At 53.5% G+C, this 15408-nt stretch carries 14 protein-coding genes; 7 read left to right on the forward strand and 7 right to left on the reverse strand.

Annotated features, from left to right (window positions below):
• Window positions 1-48 precede the first annotated feature (48 nt).
• Together D9741_RS06790 and glxK are read left to right on the forward strand one after the other, a co-directional pair.
• Window positions 49-1350, forward strand: a complete 1302-nt coding sequence (locus D9741_RS06790; protein WP_130215553.1) for a uracil/xanthine transporter — start codon at window positions 49-51, stop codon at window positions 1348-1350.
• Window positions 1351-1371: 21 nt separating this feature from the next.
• Window positions 1372-2517 (forward strand): glycerate 3-kinase, encoded by a 1146-nt coding sequence (glxK, locus tag D9741_RS06795; protein WP_130215555.1) that lies wholly within the window; start codon window positions 1372-1374, stop codon window positions 2515-2517.
• Window positions 2518-2726: 209 nt separating this feature from the next.
• Here the strand turns inward: glxK and allE are convergent, their stop codons facing one another.
• The 3 genes from allE to allD are packed head-to-tail and all read right to left on the reverse strand — an operon-like array spanning window position 2727 to window position 5829.
• Window positions 2727-3512: a (S)-ureidoglycine aminohydrolase gene (gene allE / locus D9741_RS06800; RefSeq protein WP_130215557.1), complete on the reverse strand. Its 786-nt coding sequence runs from the start codon at window positions 3510-3512 to the stop codon at window positions 2727-2729.
• A gap of 10 nt (window positions 3513-3522) precedes the next feature.
• A complete protein-coding gene (allC, locus tag D9741_RS06805; RefSeq protein ID WP_130215559.1) occupies window positions 3523-4758 on the reverse strand; it encodes an allantoate deiminase in 1236 nt (411 codons plus the stop codon).
• Between the two features lie 21 nt (window positions 4759-4779).
• Window positions 4780-5829 (reverse strand): ureidoglycolate dehydrogenase, encoded by a 1050-nt coding sequence (allD, locus tag D9741_RS06810; protein ID WP_000703912.1) that lies wholly within the window; start codon window positions 5827-5829, stop codon window positions 4780-4782.
• A 316-nt stretch (window positions 5830-6145) separates the two neighbouring features.
• Between allD and D9741_RS06815 the strand changes: the two genes are divergently transcribed.
• Genes D9741_RS06815 through D9741_RS06830 form a run of 4 tightly spaced genes read left to right on the forward strand, consistent with a single transcriptional unit; the run spans window position 6146 to window position 10798 of the window.
• Window positions 6146-7813 (forward strand): acyl-CoA synthetase FdrA, encoded by a 1668-nt coding sequence (locus tag D9741_RS06815; RefSeq protein ID WP_130215561.1) that lies wholly within the window; start codon window positions 6146-6148, stop codon window positions 7811-7813.
• A gap of 9 nt (window positions 7814-7822) precedes the next feature.
• Window positions 7823-9082 (forward strand): DUF1116 domain-containing protein, encoded by a 1260-nt coding sequence (locus tag D9741_RS06820; RefSeq protein WP_130215563.1) that lies wholly within the window; start codon window positions 7823-7825, stop codon window positions 9080-9082.
• Between the two features lie 10 nt (window positions 9083-9092).
• The gene (locus tag D9741_RS06825) at window positions 9093-9908 is read left to right on the forward strand and encodes a DUF2877 domain-containing protein (protein ID WP_130215565.1); all 816 of its coding nucleotides are present in this window, start codon (window positions 9093-9095) and stop codon (window positions 9906-9908) included.
• Entirely contained in the window at window positions 9905-10798 is an 894-nt protein-coding gene (locus D9741_RS06830) for a carbamate kinase (RefSeq protein ID WP_130215567.1), read from the forward strand. The genes D9741_RS06825 and D9741_RS06830 overlap by 4 nt, the downstream gene beginning before the upstream one ends.
• Window positions 10799-10924: 126 nt before the next feature.
• On the opposite strand, the gene purK is transcribed toward D9741_RS06830, so the two are convergent.
• The 4 genes from purK to ppiB all read right to left on the reverse strand — a co-directional run bounded on the left by purK (window position 10925) and on the right by ppiB (window position 13834).
• Window positions 10925-11992 (reverse strand): 5-(carboxyamino)imidazole ribonucleotide synthase, encoded by a 1068-nt coding sequence (gene purK, locus D9741_RS06835; RefSeq protein ID WP_130215569.1) that lies wholly within the window; start codon window positions 11990-11992, stop codon window positions 10925-10927.
• Window positions 11989-12498: a 5-(carboxyamino)imidazole ribonucleotide mutase gene (gene purE, locus D9741_RS06840; RefSeq protein ID WP_130215571.1), complete on the reverse strand. Its 510-nt coding sequence runs from the start codon at window positions 12496-12498 to the stop codon at window positions 11989-11991. The genes purK and purE overlap by 4 nt, the downstream gene beginning before the upstream one ends.
• Before the next feature lie 116 nt (window positions 12499-12614).
• Window positions 12615-13337: a UDP-2,3-diacylglucosamine diphosphatase gene (gene lpxH, locus D9741_RS06845; protein ID WP_130215573.1), complete on the reverse strand. Its 723-nt coding sequence runs from the start codon at window positions 13335-13337 to the stop codon at window positions 12615-12617.
• Between the two features lie 2 nt (window positions 13338-13339).
• A complete protein-coding gene (gene ppiB / locus D9741_RS06850; protein WP_059225529.1) occupies window positions 13340-13834 on the reverse strand; it encodes a peptidylprolyl isomerase B in 495 nt (164 codons plus the stop codon).
• A 173-nt stretch (window positions 13835-14007) separates the two neighbouring features.
• On the opposite strand from ppiB, the gene cysS reads away from it, so the two are divergent.
• Entirely contained in the window at window positions 14008-15393 is a 1386-nt protein-coding gene (cysS, locus tag D9741_RS06855) for a cysteine--tRNA ligase (protein ID WP_089587726.1), read from the forward strand.
• The last annotated feature ends 15 nt before the right edge of the window (window positions 15394-15408 follow it).

Below are 15408 nucleotides of genomic sequence, written 5' to 3' on the forward strand. Positions count from 1 at the left end.
CTGCAATGCCCGTCCTTGCGGCGGGCATTCTTCGGTTAAGGTGTGTTTATGTTCAATTTTGCAGTGAGCCGCGAAAGCCTGTTATCAGGATTTCAGTGGTTTTTCTTTATTTTTTGCAACACGGTTGTGGTTCCTCCTACGCTACTTTCTGCTTTTCAGTTGCCGCAAAGTAGCCTGCTTACGCTCACGCAATATGCTTTTCTCGCAACCGCGCTGGCCTGCTTCGCTCAGGCATTCTTCGGTCATCGTCGCGCTATTATGGAAGGGCCAGGTGGCCTGTGGTGGGGAACCATCCTCACGATTACTCTCGGCGAAGCCTCGCGCGGGACACCGATCAACGATATCGCTACCAGCCTGGCGGTGGGAATTGCGCTCTCTGGCGTGCTGACGATGTTGATTGGTTTTAGCGGATTAGGTCATCGCCTGGCGCGGTTATTTACGCCGTCGGTGATGGTCTTGTTTATGTTGATGCTGGGCGCGCAGCTGACCACTATCTTTTTCAAAGGTATGCTCGGGCTGCCGTTTGGCATAGCCGACCCGAATTTTAAGATTCAGTTACCGCCGTTCGCGCTCTCGGTGGCGGTGATGTGCCTGGTACTGGGGATGATTATCTTCCTGCCGCAACGTTTTGCCCGTTACGGCCTGCTGGTTGGCACCATAACCGGCTGGTTGTTGTGGTACTTTTGCTTTCCTTCTTCGCATTCGCTCTCCGGTGAGTTGCACTGGCAGTGGTTCCCGCTCGGCAGTGGCGGTGCTTTGTCGCTGGGGATTATTCTGACGGCGGTGATTACAGGTCTGGTAAATATCAGCAATACCTACGGTGCGATTCGTGGCACGGATGTTTTTTATCCGCAGCAGGGTGCGGGGAATACGCGTTATCGTCGCAGCTTTGTGGCGACCGGATTTATGACACTGATAACCGTGCCGCTGGCAGTAATTCCATTCTCACCGTTTGTTTCATCCATTGGTTTATTAACCCAGACTGGTGATTACACGCGGCGTTCATTTATTTATGGCAGCGTTATTTGCCTGCTGGTGGCGCTGGTTCCGGCACTCACGCGACTGTTTTGCAGTATTCCCTTACCGGTGAGTAGCGCGGTCATGCTGGTTTCTTATCTGCCTTTACTCTTTTCGGCGCTGGTGTTTAGCCAGCAAATAACGTTTACCGCTCGCAATATTTATCGACTCGCATTGCCGTTATTTGTCGGCATATTTTTAATGGCATTACCGCCTGTGTATCTGCAAGACCTTCCATTAACGCTGCGTCCTCTGCTCAGTAACGGCTTACTGGTCGGGATATTACTGGCTGTTCTCATGGATAACCTTATTCCGTGGGAACGCATCGAATAATTTGTTGAAAAAGGATTGATAATGAAGATTGTCATTGCGCCAGACTCTTTTAAAGAGAGCTTAAGTGCAGAAAAATGTTGTCAGGCAATTAAAGCCGGGTTTTCGACCCTCTTTCCCGATGCGCACTATATCTGTTTGCCGATAGCGGATGGCGGCGAAGGCACGGTGGATGCGATGGTTGCTGCGACTGGCGGTAACATCGTGACGCTTGAAGTCTGTGGGCCGATGGGCGAAACAGTGAATGCTTTTTATGGCCTTACCGGCGACGGGAAAACGGCGGTGATTGAGATGGCGGCGGCAAGCGGCCTGATGCTGGTCGCGCCTGAAAAGCGTAATCCGTTGCTGGCCTCCAGTTTTGGTACGGGGGAGTTAATTCGTCATGCGCTGGATAACGGCATTCGCCATATTATTCTCGGCATTGGTGGCAGTGCGACGGTCGACGGCGGTATGGGCATGGCGCAGGCACTCGGTGTGCGTTTCCTTGATGCCGCTGGTCAGGTGCTGGCGGCTAACGGCGGCAATTTAGCACGCGTGGCTAGCATTGAGATGGAGGAATGCGATCCGCGTCTGGCGAATTGCCATATTGAAGTAGCATGTGACGTTGATAACCCGCTGGTAGGGGCACGCGGCGCGGCGGCGGTGTTTGGCCCGCAAAAAGGGGCAACGCCGGAAATGGTCGAAGAGCTGGAGCAGGGGCTGCAAAATTACGCCCGTGTTTTACAACGGCAAACTGAAATCAACGTCTGCCAGATGGCGGGCGGCGGCGCGGCGGGCGGTATGGGTATTGCGGCGGCGGTATTTCTCAATGCGGATATTAAACCGGGTATTGAGATTGTGTTGAATGCGGTCAATCTTGCGCAGGCAGTGCAGGGCGCAGCACTGGTGATTACCGGGGAAGGGCGCATCGACTCGCAAACGGCAGGCGGTAAAGCGCCGCTGGGTGTTGCGTCGGTGGCGAAGCAGTTTAATGTACCGGTGATTGGAATTGCTGGCGTATTGGGTGATGGCGTGGAAGTGGTGCACCAGTACGGCATTGATGCGGTATTCAGCATTTTGCCACGTCTGGCACCTTTAGCCGAAGTGCTAACCAGCGGTGAAACCAATCTCTTCCACAGCGCGCGAAATATTGCCTGCGCCATTAAAATAGGTCAGGGAATTAAACTCTGATTCTTACCATTAGAGCGGATGCGGTTTATATCGCATCTGCTTCAGATTGCTGACAACGTGCGTGTTGTGTATGCCGGATCCATCCCGGAAATTATCATGTAGGCCTGATAAGCGAAGCGCATCAGGCAATGTTACAAAAAAAGCCACGGTATAAACCGTGGCGAAATCCAACATAGCTAAAATAAAAATATCAGCGAGAGTGGTATTACTTAAATCTCAACGTCGCGGTTGCAATCTTTCGAATAAATATAACTAAACGCTTCACCACGCCCTACGCCATAACCGGCCTGTAAGGAATAAGCGCCCATAAAGATGTAATCGCCTTTTTTCACCGGGATCCAGTTATTGTCGAGGTTATAAACCCCCTGACCGGAAAGAATATAGGCACCGTGTTCCTGAACGTGTGTTTCGATATAACCGTGGCTGGCACCTGGCGCAAAAGAGAGGATATGCATGTTCATATCAAAACCTAACTCTTTGGGCAGGAAATCCAGCAGAATAACATCGTCCATGCCTTCATAATGAATGCGTTCCGGTTCGCTGGCATTGCCAGAAACCAGCCACGGCGCATGACCTTCTACCGGAACATAGCGACGCTTATATAAAAAGATTTGGCTATCTTCGGCCTGGGCGTTAACAAACGTCATTAAGGAGCCTGGCGGGCAATAAAGATAGCCACCTTCGCTTAAGGCAAATGTTTTTCCTTCGGCTTTGGCAGTGATATTTCCAGAGATCACATACAGGAAGGTTTCAATTCCTTCGCCACCGAAGCCCTGTTGGTTGCCGCCGTTTTGATGCAGTGTGACCAGATAATCAACAAAAGAGGCTCCCAGCTTTGGCGTGGAGAGGATTGTCGCGTCACAATTTTCAAAGCCCGGAATAATATTTTTTACCAGGCCATCTGGCGTTAACAGCGCGAAATTACCATGTTTCACAATTGCACGGTTAGCCAGTAAATCATCGCGGTAACCGGTGACGTTATTTAAATATCCCATTTATGACCCCTTATTTCTGCCAGGCAAGTTGATAAAGCATGAGTGCCAACGTTTTGACCCCTTCGGCAAGGTCGGTAATATTGGTGCGTTCCGCCGGGTTATGGCTGATCCCGTTAATGCTGGGAATGAAAATCATGCAGGTTGGTACGCGAGGCGCGAAAATTTGCGCGTCGTGCCCGGCACCACTGTGCATCACCCGGTAATTCAGTTTTTCGCTTTCACACAATTTTGTCAGGGTGGCGACCAGCTCCTTATTCATCGGCACGGGTTCTTCGTCCATCCATAAATCGATATCAATACCAATGTCCATTTCATCGCAAATCGCCCGCATGTCGTTTTCTAACTGTTGGGTGAAATCGCGCAGCATGGCGGCGTCGGTATGACGACAATCAATGGTGAACGTGGTTTTCCCCGGCACCACATTCACCGTATTCGGGCGCGGCTCTACTTTGCCAAAAGTCAGCACCAGCGGGTCGCCCATCTTTTTCGCTTTTTCGACCGACTGATGGCAAATGCGACTGAAAGCGTAAACCGTATCACGACGATAGCCCATCGGCGTGGTGCCTGCATGGTTTGATTCACCGTTCAGCGTCACCGTATAGCGACGTTGCCCGACAATTGCATTCACCACGCCAATTGACTGCCCATTACTTTCCAGCACACAGCCCTGTTCAATATGCAATTCAACAAAAGCTTTAATAACCTGGCGTGGAGTTAGTGGGGCGTTCGGCAGAGTAAATCCGCAAGCCTTCATCGCATCGACAAAACTATTTCCTTTGGCATCACAGATATTCCGCACGTCGTCAGGATTCGCCAGCCCAAAGATATTTTTACTGCCCCAGAAGACATACGGGAAGCGGCTGCCTTCTTCTTCCGCCATCGCCACCACTTCGACCGTACGCAGCGGGGCACCGTATTGCGTTTTCAGCCAGTCAATTGCCAGCCACGCCGCCAGCGCGCCGAATTGCCCGTCGAGATTACCGCCGTTAACTACGGTATCGATATGCGAACCGCTCAGAATCACTTCCTGTGGATATTCGGTGCCACTCAGGCGACCGTATAAATTCCCCACTTTATCGAAACGCGTTTCCAGCCCACTTGCGGCCATTCTTTTTTTAAATTGCTGCTGGGTTTCCAGCCATTCCGGCGAATAAAGTAAACGGGTCATTCCACCCGTTGGGTCAGTGCCAAAAGAGGAAAGCCAGGGCAGCGTTTCTTCTATGGCTTGACGAAAATGTGTAATCATAAGAAAGTCCTGTCTCAATAATTATTGCGCAAAGGGATTTTTCGTTTCGTATGACGTGTTATAAAGCGCGTCGGAAATTAAATATTGGTAAATATCATCAACAATTTCGATGCCTTCGACGGCGGCTTTGCGTTGTTTAATATCCTGATCCTGTCCGGGATAATAAACCTGATTAAAACCGGGCGCGGGGGTAATGGCATTTAATTCGCGCATGGTCTGGCTAAGATGTTGACGGAATAATTCGCTGGAGGAGAAAAAGTTCGGGTTAATAACTAAATGTAATTGCCCCAAATTACGCCCGGCGTGTAAATCGTCATACATCGAACTAACTTGTCGCCCGAACGGTAAGCCGAGTAACACGCCTGAGAGGACGTCAATCATCATCATCAGGCCATACCCTTTCGGCCCAGCGGCGGGGAGCAGAGCATGTACCGCGAACGGATCGGTTGTTGGTGCACCGTTTTTATCGACCGCCCAGGTGTCCGGGATAGACATATTACGCGAGCGGGCGTCGAGCACTTTTCCCCATGCCTGTACGGTAGTCGCCATATCAAAGGTAAGGATCTCGTCGCCTTCTCCCGGTGCGGCAAAGGCCAGTGGGTTAGTACCGTAGTAAATTTCCGCGCCGCCAAACGGCACCACCATTGGATCGGACTGGCACATCGAAATGCCAATTAATCCGGCGCGAGCTGCCTGCTGCACAAAATAAGAGATTGCGCCGCTGTGACCCATCCGGCTGATGCCGACCACCGCAACGCCATTTTGCTGGGCGGTTTTGATGGCATGTTCCATACCCATTTTCGCCGCGACCTGCCCGGCGGCATTATCGGCATGTAAAATTGCCGAACATGGCCCGGTTTCTTCAAGACGAAACTCCGGTTCGCGGTTGGTGCCGCCTTTTGAAATGCGTTCGGCGTAGTATTCAACGCGTACCGCGCCATGAGAATGGATCCCTCTGGCATCGGCATAAACCAATACTTCAGCCACGGTTGCAGCGTGCTCACGTTTTAACCCAGCCTGGCAGAGTTTATTCTCAATTAGCTGGTGGAGTGTTTCCCGACTGATTTTCATCTGTCTTCCTTTTTAACGACGGTGTGAAGCATGACTGCAATTAACATACAGGGAAAATATCTGGATTATGTGATCCAGACAGGCAAAAAAATATAGTTAGAATTTATTTGATAATCCGCTCGCTTTTAACCTGGTTTTTAAAACAACCACGCTTATTAAAAAATAACGCGTAATAGCCTGGCGGTTATTTGAATTCTTTTGTTAATAATCCCTGTGTGATATTCATCACCTTATTTACTCGTTGTCATCGATACCGTAATCGCCACATTAACACTGCTCGTGCAATTGCCATGGGTGCAATTTTTAAGGAGTTGTTATGATCCACGCCTTTATTAAAAAAGGGTGTTTTCAGGATTCGGTCAGTTTAATGATTATTTCACGAAAACTCAGCGAATCAGAAAATGTTGATGATGTTTCCGTAATGATGGGTACGCCCGCCAATAAAGCGTTATTAGATACCACAGGTTTCTGGCATGACGATTTTAATCACGCCACGCCGAACGATATTTGCGTGGCAATTCGTAGCGAAGCGACGGATGCGGGGATCGCGCAGGCGATTATGCAGCAGCTTGAAGAGGCGTTAAAACAACTGGCGCAGGGTTCAGGCAGCAGCCAGGCGTTGACGCAGGTGCGTCGCTGGGACAGCGCCTGTCAGAAATTACCCGATGCCAATCTGGCGCTGATTTCAGTGGCTGGCGAGTATGCGGCGGAGCTGGCGAACCAGGCGCTGGATCGCAACCTCAACGTGATGATGTTCTCCGATAACGTCACGCTGGAAGATGAAATCCAACTTAAAACCCGCGCGCGGGAAAAAGGCCTGCTGGTAATGGGGCCGGACTGCGGTACATCAATGATTGCCGCCACGCCGCTGGCTTTTGCTAACGTGATGCCGGAAGGCAACATTGGCGTCATTGGCGCTTCCGGTACCGGGATTCAGGAACTGTGTTCGCAGATTGCGCTGGCAGGGGAGGGAATTACTCACGCGATTGGCCTTGGCGGGCGCGATCTCAGCCGTGAAGTGGGCGGCATCAGTGCGCTGATGGCGCTGGAAATGCTCAGTGCAGACGAGAAAAGCGAAGTGCTGGCATTTGTTTCAAAACCACCTGCCGAAGCTGTGCGTCTGAAAATTGTTAATGCCATCAAAGCAACCGGCAAACCGACGGTGGCGCTGTTTTTAGGTTATACCCCGGCGGTGGCCCGCGACGAGAATGTCTGGTTTGCCTCCTCGCTGGATGAGGCCGCACGCCTGGCTTGTCTGCTTTCACGCGTCACTGCGCGACGTAACGCGATAGCGCCTGTCAGCAGCGGATTTATTTGCGGTTTGTATACCGGCGGTACGCTGGCTGCTGAAGCGGCGGGATTACTTGCCGGACACCTTGGCGTGGAAGCCGACGATACCCATCAACATGGCATGATGCTGGACGCCGACGGACATCAGATCCTCGACCTGGGCGATGATTTTTACACCGTCGGGCGTCCCCATCCGATGATCGACCCGACCTTACGCAACCTGTTAATTGCCGATCTCGGCGCTAAACCGCAAGTGCACGTGTTGCTGCTTGATGTGGTGATTGGCTTCGGCGCGACCGCCGATCCTGCCGCCTCGCTGGTGAGCGCCTGGCAAAAAGCCTGTGCCGCGCGTTCAGACAATCAACCACTGTATGCCATTGCCACGGTGACAGGTACCGAACGTGACCCGCAATGCCGCTCGCAGCAAATCGCCACGCTGGAAGATGCGGGGATCGCAGTAGTCAGTTCGCTGCCGGAAGCCACCTTGCTGGCGGCGGCACTGATTCGTCCGCTTTCGCCTGCCACTCAGCAACACATACCGTCATTACTGGAAAACGTCGCCGTGATTAACATCGGATTACGCAGCTTTGCGCTGGAGCTACAAAGCGCCAGTAAATCGGTAGTGCATTACCAATGGGCGCCAGTCGCTGGCGGCAATAAAAAACTGGCTCGTTTATTAGAACGTTTGCAATAAGGGGTTCCCATGTTTACATCAGTGGCGCAAGCCAATGCTGCGGTTATCGAACAAATTCGTCGCGCTCGTCCACACTGGCTGGATGTGCAACCGGCTTCTTCTCTCATTAGCGCGTTAAATCAGGGAAAAACACTGCTTCACGCCGGGCCGCCGATGCGCTGGCAGGAGATGACCGGGCCAATGAAAGGGGCATGCGTGGGCGCGTGTCTGTTTGAAGGCTGGGCGAAAGAGGAAGCGCAGGCACTGGCGATGCTGGAGCAGGGGGAAGTGAACTTCATTCCTTGTCACCATGTGAATGCCGTCGGGCCAATGGGCGGCATTACTTCTGCCAGTATGCCGATGCTGGTGGTCGAGAACGTGACCGACGGCAACCGGGCGTACTGCAACCTCAACGAAGGTATCGGCAAAGTGATGCGTTTTGGCGCTTACGGCGAAGATGTCCTGACTCGCCATCGCTGGATGCGCGATGTGTTAATGCCAGTATTAAGCGCGGCGCTGGGGCGCATGGAGCGCGGTATCGATCTCACCGCGATGATGGCGCAGGGCATTACGATGGGCGATGAGTTCCATCAACGCAATATTGCTTCCTCAGCACTGTTAATGCGCGCGCTGGCCTCACAAATTGCTCGCCTCGATCATGATAAACAGCACATCGCGGAAGTGATGGATTTCCTCAGCGTGACCGATCAGTTCTTCCTCAACCTCGCGATGGCTTACTGCAAGGCGGCGATGGATGCAGGTGCGATGATTCGTGCGGGCAGTATCGTTACGGCGATGACCCGCAACGGCAATATGTTCGGGATTCGGGTAAGCGGGCTGGGCGACCGCTGGTTTACTGCGCCTGTAAACACTCCACAAGGTCTGTTTTTCACCGGATTTTCGCAGGAGCAGGCGAACCCGGATATGGGCGATAGCGCGATTACCGAAACCTTTGGTATCGGAGGCGCCGCAATGATCGCCGCACCTGGCGTAACGCGCTTTGTCGGTGCGGGTGGCATGGAAGCTGCCAGAACAGTTTCTGAAGAGATGGCGGAAATCTTCCTTGAGCGCAATATGCAGTTGCAGATCCCCGGCTGGGATTTCCAGGGCGCGTGCCTGGGGCTGGATATTCGTCGCGTGGTAGAAACCGGCATTACGCCACTCATCAATACCGGAATCGCCCATAAAGAGGCGGGGATCGGGCAGATTGGCGCAGGCACCGTGCGGGCACCGCTGGCGTGCTTTGAACAGGCGCTGGAAGCACTGGCTGAAAGTATGGGGATTGGTTGAGGAACGCGCAATGACGATCATCCATCCTCTGCTTGCCAGCCATAGCGCACCGAATTATCGCCAGTCCTGGCGGTTAGCGGGAGTGTGGCGGCGTGCGATTAACCTGATGACGGAAAGCGGCGAACTGTTAACGCTGCATCGTCAGGGAAGTGGTTTCGGCCCCGGAGGATGGGTGCTTCGCCGCGCGCAATTCGATGCGTTATGTTGTGGATTATGCGGCAATGAACGACCACAGGTTGTGGCACAAGGGATTCGCCTCGGGCGTTTCACGGTTAAACAGCCACAGCGTTATTGTTTGCTGCGTATAACGCCGCCTGCGCATCCTCAACCGCTTGCAGCTACATGGATGCAACGCGCGGAGGAAACCGGGCTTTTCGGACCGCTGGCGATGGCGGCAAGCGATCCGCTTCCCGCTGAATTACGCCAGTTTCGTCACTGTTTTCAGGCCGCTCTCAATGGCGTTAAGACCGACTGGCGGCACTGGCTGGGTAAAGGTCCCGGATTAACGCCAAGTCATGATGACACGCTGAGCGGAATGCTGCTGGCGGCCTGGTATTATGGCGCTTTAGATGCGCGCTCCGGTCGCCCGTTTTTTGCCTGTTCCGACAATCTTCAACTCGTTACCACAGCGGTGAGCGTCAGTTATTTACGTTATGCCGCGCAAGGATATTTCGCCTCGCCACTCCTGCACTTTGTTCATGCCCTGAGTTGCCCGAAACGTACCGCTGTTGCGATTGATTCGCTGCTGGCGCTGGGGCACACGTCAGGGGCAGATACGCTGCTGGGGTTCTGGCTTGGTCAACAATTATTACAAGGAACACCATGAAAACACTGGTTGTAGCTCTTGGGGGCAACGCCTTACTCCAGCGCGGCGAGGCGCTGACGGCAGAAAATCAATATCGCAATATCGCCAGTGCTGTACCCGCGCTGGCGCGCCTGGCCCGTTCTTATCGGCTGGCGATTGTTCACGGCAACGGGCCGCAGGTGGGGCTGCTGGCATTGCAGAATCTGGCGTGGAAAGAGGTAGAACCGTATCCGCTGGATGTGCTGGTGGCGGAAAGCCAGGGGATGATTGGCTATATGCTGGTGCAGAGTTTGAGCGCACAGCCGCAGATGCCGCCTGTCACGACGGTGCTGACGCGCATTGAAGTTTCGCCTGATGATCCGGCATTTTTGCAGCCAGAGAAATTTATTGGTCCGATTTATCAGCCAGAAGAACAAGAGTCGCTGGAAGCGGCTTACGGCTGGCAGATGAAACGTGATGGTAAATATTTACGCCGGGTGGTGGCGTCTCCGCAACCGCGTAAAATTCTCGACAGCGAAGCCATCGAGCTGTTGCTCAAAGAGGGGCATGTGGTGATTTGCAGTGGCGGCGGCGGTGTGCCTGTGACGGATGACGGAGCAGGGAGTGAAGCAGTGATTGATAAAGATCTCGCCGCTGCGTTGCTCGCCGAGCAGATTAATGCAGATGGACTGGTGATCCTCACCGATGCTGATGCGGTATATGAAAACTGGGGAACGCCGCAGCAACGCGCCATTCGCCGTGCCACACCGGATGAGTTAGCGCCATTTGCCAAAGCCGATGGTTCGATGGGGCCGAAGGTGACGGCGGTGAGTGGTTATGTCAGAAGCCGTGGTAAACCCGCGTGGATTGGGGCGTTATCGCGAATTGAAGAGACGCTGGCGGGCGAAGCGGGGACCTGTATTTCGCTGTAGTCGTAGGCATTAGACATTTGTGCCTGATGCGACGCTTGACGCGTCTTATCAGGCCTACAATGGGTACCGGATCGGTAGGTTGGATAAGGCGTTTACGCCGCATCCGGCAATCAAATGAGCACCAGGTTAACTGAACTTACTCTGCGCCCACATCACGCCGCTGGCATACTCCGGTGGCAGCAGCGGGATTAAGGCTTCCAGCGTCGCGGTCAGACGCGATGTATCGCTGTCGGTCAAATTCAGATGCCCCACTTTACGCCCCGGACGGACTTCTTTGTCGTACCAGTGCAGATGCACCAGCGGCAGTTTCAGCCAGTCATAATTCACATCGCTACCAATCAGGTTGATCATCACCGACGGACTATTCACTACCGGTTGCGGTAACGGCAGATCGGTAATCGCCCGCAGATGCAGCTCAAACTGGCTGATGCTGGCACCGTTTTGTGTCCAGTGACCGCTGTTATGCACACGCGGAGCCAGTTCGTTGATCAGCAGACCTTGCGGGGTGACAAAACACTCCATCGCCATCACGCCCACATAGCCCAGCTCCTGCATAATCGCCGACAGCATCTCTTCGGCTTGCGCCTGCAGCTGTGCGTTGGCCTGCGGGAAAGCGACGCTTGTGCGCAAAATACCGTCCTGATGCAGGTTATGCGTCAGCGGATAAAACACGGTGCTGCCATCAAAGCCGCGCGCGCCAACCAGCGATACTTCGCCAGAGAAGTTAATGCCTTGCTCGACAATACATTCACCGTAACATTCAGCCGGTAACTGTTCGGTTTCATCGGCGCGTAAACGCCATTGACCGCGACCGTCATAGCCACCAGTGCGACGCTTAACAATCGCCAGTTCACCTAAACGCTCAAACACCGCAGGCCACTCGCTGCGATCGGCAAGTAACTGCCACGGCGCGGTCGGCAGGTGGAGCTTGTCGAAAAGCTGCTTCTGGGTCAGACGGTCGGCAATAATCGGGAACACATCGCGGTTCACAAAGGCCGGATGGCGCGCCAGCTCGCGGGTTAATGCGGTTTCCGGCCAGCGTTCGATCTCAGCGGTAATCACGCTTTGTTGAAAAGGCACCGCCGCCGGTTCAGCGTCCAGCCCGACCGGCCAGACAGCAATGCCTAACGGTTCGCCCGCCTGGCGCAGCATTCGGCCTAACTGCCCGTTACCGAGGACGCAAACCTGTTTCATGCCGCACCTCGCGGGTCCGGGTTTTCCTGCACTTCATCAGTTTGTGCTTTGCGCCAGTCATTCAGACGCTGGTGCAGTTCTTTATCGTGAGTTGCAAGAATTTGTGCTGCCAGTAATGCCGCGTTTGCCGCGCCAGCTTTACCAATCGCCAGCGTACCCACCGGAATGCCGCGCGGCATTTGTACGATGGAGTAGAGGCTATCGACACCGCTCAGTGCGGCGCTCTGTACTGGCACGCCCAGCACTGGCACTAGCGTTTTGGCGGCAATCATGCCTGGCAGGTGCGCTGCGCCGCCTGCGCCCGCAATAATCACCTGATAACCGTTCTCTTCGGCGCTTTCGGCGAAGCTGAACAGTTTATCGGGGGTGCGGTGAGCAGAAACCACTTCAACGTGGTGCGGGACATTCAGGATTTCGAAGATTTCGGCGGCGAACTGCATGGTAGCCCAGTCGCTTTTGGACCCCATCACGATGGCGACACGCGCCGGATTATTGCGGGAAGACATGCGTCTTAAAACTCCTGTGGTGCACAACTCTCGGCTTTAGAGGGTACAGAGAATAGCACGGAAAGAGAGCAAGGAAAACGGTTGCGTAGCTGTGGAATCAGCAAAGTCGCGGGTATTTAAAACGGAAAATGAATCAACTCAACGTCATCCGCCGTGACTTTCACCATCGAACCTTCGGTATGCCAGGCACCCAGCACGACGCGGAAAGCAGGTTGCTGATTGGCGATAAGTTCATGGACCGCCGGGCGATGGGTATGCCCGTGGATCAGCCATTGCACCTGATGTTTTTCCATCGCACTGACCACCGCGTTTTGGTTAACGTCCATGACCGCCAGCGATTTACTGCTGTTGGCTTCTTTGCTGTTCGCGCGCATTCGCGCGGCAATACGTTTGCGCACAAACAACGGCAGGGCGAGGAATAGCGTTTGCAGCCAGGGTTTGTGGACTTTGGCGCGAAAAGCCTGATAACCCGCATCATCGGTGCACAGCGTGTCGCCATGCATAATCAATACCCGACGACCATAAAGTTCGAGCACCTTCTCTTCCGGCAATAACGTCATGCCACTTTCACGGGCAAAGCGTTTGCCGAGCAGAAAATCACGGTTGCCATGAATGAAATAACAGGGAACGCCGGAATCGGACACCGCTTTGATCGCTGCGGCCATCTGGCGATGAAACGGGCTGGGATCGTCGTCGCCAATCCAGGCTTCAAACAGATCGCCAAGAATATACAGCGCGTCGGCGTTGCGGGCTTCTCCCGCTAAAAAACGCAGAAAACCGGCGGTGATCGCCGGTTCTTCCACGCAGAGATGAAGATCTGCAATAAAGAGTGTCGCCACGATTACTCGCTAACGGTCACGCTTTCAATGATAACGTCTTCTTTTGGCACGTCCTGGTGCATACCGCTACGACCGGTTGCAACACCTTTGATTTTGTCTACCACGTCCATGCCTTCAACCACTTCAGCAAACACGCAGTAGCCCCAACCTTGCAGGCTTTCGCCAGAGAAGTTCAGGAAGTCGTTATCAACCACGTTGATGAAGAACTGGGCAGTTGCAGAGTGCGGAGCCTGAGTACGGGCCATTGCCAGCGTACCACGAGTGTTTTTCAGACCGTTGTTGGCTTCGTTTTTGATCGGCTCTTTGGTGGTTTTTTGTTTCATGCCCGGCTCAAAACCGCCGCCCTGAATCATAAAACCGTTGATAACACGGTGGAAAATGGTGTTGTTGTAAAAACCTTCGCGGCAGTAGTCCAGGAAGTTTTTAACTGTTTCAGGTGCTTTATCGTCAAAAGTTTTGATGACAATATCGCCGTGATTGGTGTGGAAAGTAACCATTTTTGCATCCTGTTCCGTTTGATTGGTGCTTCAACCCTGTTCGGGTCATATATAGGGTGGTGTTATAGCATAACCGCACGATCGGATCATCTCGCAATGTATGCTGATTCGCGCGGGAAATATGGGTATTATACGCAACTCAATTACCCACACATGTCTAAACGGAATCTTCGATGCTAAAAATCTTCAATACTCTGACACGCCAAAAAGAGGAATTTAAGCCTATTCACGCCGGGGAAGTCGGCATGTACGTGTGTGGAATCACCGTTTACGATCTCTGTCATATCGGTCACGGGCGTACCTTTGTTGCTTTTGACGTGGTTGCGCGCTATCTGCGTTTCCTCGGCTATAAGCTGAAGTATGTGCGCAACATTACCGATATCGACGACAAAATCATCAAACGCGCCAATGAAAATGGCGAAAGCTTTGTAGCGCTGGTGGATCGCATGATCGCCGAAATGCACAAAGATTTTGATGCTTTGAACATTCTACGCCCGGATATGGAGCCGCGCGCGACGCACCATATCGCAGAAATTATTGAACTCACTGAACAACTGATCGCCAAAGGTCACGCTTATGTGGCGGACAACGGCGACGTGATGTTCGACGTCCCGACCGATCCGACTTATGGCGTGCTGTCGCGTCAGGATCTCGACCAGCTGCAGGCAGGCGCGCGCGTTGACGTGGTCGACGACAAACGCAACCCGATGGACTTCGTTCTGTGGAAGATGTCGAAAGAGGGCGAACCGAGCTGGCCGTCTCCGTGGGGCGCGGGCCGTCCAGGCTGGCACATTGAATGTTCGGCAATGAACTGCAAGCAGCTGGGTAACCACTTTGATATCCACGGCGGCGGTTCAGATCTGATGTTCCCGCACCACGAGAACGAAATCGCTCAGTCCACCTGTGCCCATGATGGGCAGTATGTGAACTACTGGATGCACTCCGGGATGGTGATGGTTGACCGCGAGAAGATGTCTAAATCGCTGGGTAACTTCTTCACCGTGCGTGATGTGCTGAAATACTACGATGCGGAAACTGTGCGTTACTTCCTGATGTCGGGTCACTATCGCAGTCAGTTGAACTACAGCGAAGAGAACCTGAAGCAGGCGCGTGCGGCGCTGGAGCGTCTCTACACTGCGCTGCGCGGCACAGATAAAACCGTTGCGCCTGCCGGTGGCGAAGCGTTTGAAGCGCGCTTTATTGAAGCGATGGACGATGATTTCAACACCCCGGAAGCCTATTCCGTACTGTTTGATATGGCGCGTGAAGTAAACCGTCTGAAAGCAGAAGATATGGCAGCGGCGAATGCAATGGCGTCTCACCTGCGTAAACTTTCCGCTGTATTGGGCCTGCTGGAGCAAGAACCGGAAGCGTTCCTGCAAAGCGGCGCGCAGGCAGACGACAGTGAAGTGGCTGAGATTGAAGCGTTAATTCAACAACGTCTGGATGCCCGCAAAGCGAAAGATTGGGCGGCGGCAGATGCGGCGCGTGACCATCTTAACGAGATGGGGATCGTGCTGGAAGATGGCCCGCAAGGGACCACCTGGCGTCGTAAGTAATTGCGCTATTGCCGG

The organism is Escherichia sp. E14V7 (assembly GCF_004212225.1).
In the GTDB taxonomy this organism is placed as follows: domain Bacteria; phylum Pseudomonadota; class Gammaproteobacteria; order Enterobacterales; family Enterobacteriaceae; genus Escherichia.

Excerpts from the sequence above, each read along its gene's own strand:
- D9741_RS06790 (WP_130215553.1), top strand. The coding sequence starts at position 49 with ATGTTCAATTTTGCAGTGAGCCGCGAAAGCCTGTTATCAGGATTTCAG.
- glxK (WP_130215555.1), top strand. The coding sequence starts at position 1,372 with ATGAAGATTGTCATTGCGCCAGACTCTTTTAAAGAGAGCTTAAGTGCA.
- allE (WP_130215557.1), bottom strand. The coding sequence starts at position 3,512 with ATGGGATATTTAAATAACGTCACCGGTTACCGCGATGATTTACTGGCT.
- allC (WP_130215559.1), bottom strand. The coding sequence starts at position 4,758 with ATGATTACACATTTTCGTCAAGCCATAGAAGAAACGCTGCCCTGGCTT.
- allD (WP_000703912.1), bottom strand. The coding sequence starts at position 5,829 with ATGAAAATCAGTCGGGAAACACTCCACCAGCTAATTGAGAATAAACTC.
- D9741_RS06815 (WP_130215561.1), top strand. The coding sequence starts at position 6,146 with ATGATCCACGCCTTTATTAAAAAAGGGTGTTTTCAGGATTCGGTCAGT.
- D9741_RS06820 (WP_130215563.1), top strand. The coding sequence starts at position 7,823 with ATGTTTACATCAGTGGCGCAAGCCAATGCTGCGGTTATCGAACAAATT.
- D9741_RS06825 (WP_130215565.1), top strand. The coding sequence starts at position 9,093 with ATGACGATCATCCATCCTCTGCTTGCCAGCCATAGCGCACCGAATTAT.
- D9741_RS06830 (WP_130215567.1), top strand. The coding sequence starts at position 9,905 with ATGAAAACACTGGTTGTAGCTCTTGGGGGCAACGCCTTACTCCAGCGC.
- purK (WP_130215569.1), bottom strand. The coding sequence starts at position 11,992 with ATGAAACAGGTTTGCGTCCTCGGTAACGGGCAGTTAGGCCGAATGCTG.
- purE (WP_130215571.1), bottom strand. The coding sequence starts at position 12,498 with ATGTCTTCCCGCAATAATCCGGCGCGTGTCGCCATCGTGATGGGGTCC.
- ppiB (WP_059225529.1), bottom strand. The coding sequence starts at position 13,834 with ATGGTTACTTTCCACACCAATCACGGCGATATTGTCATCAAAACTTTT.
- cysS (WP_089587726.1), top strand. The coding sequence starts at position 14,008 with ATGCTAAAAATCTTCAATACTCTGACACGCCAAAAAGAGGAATTTAAG.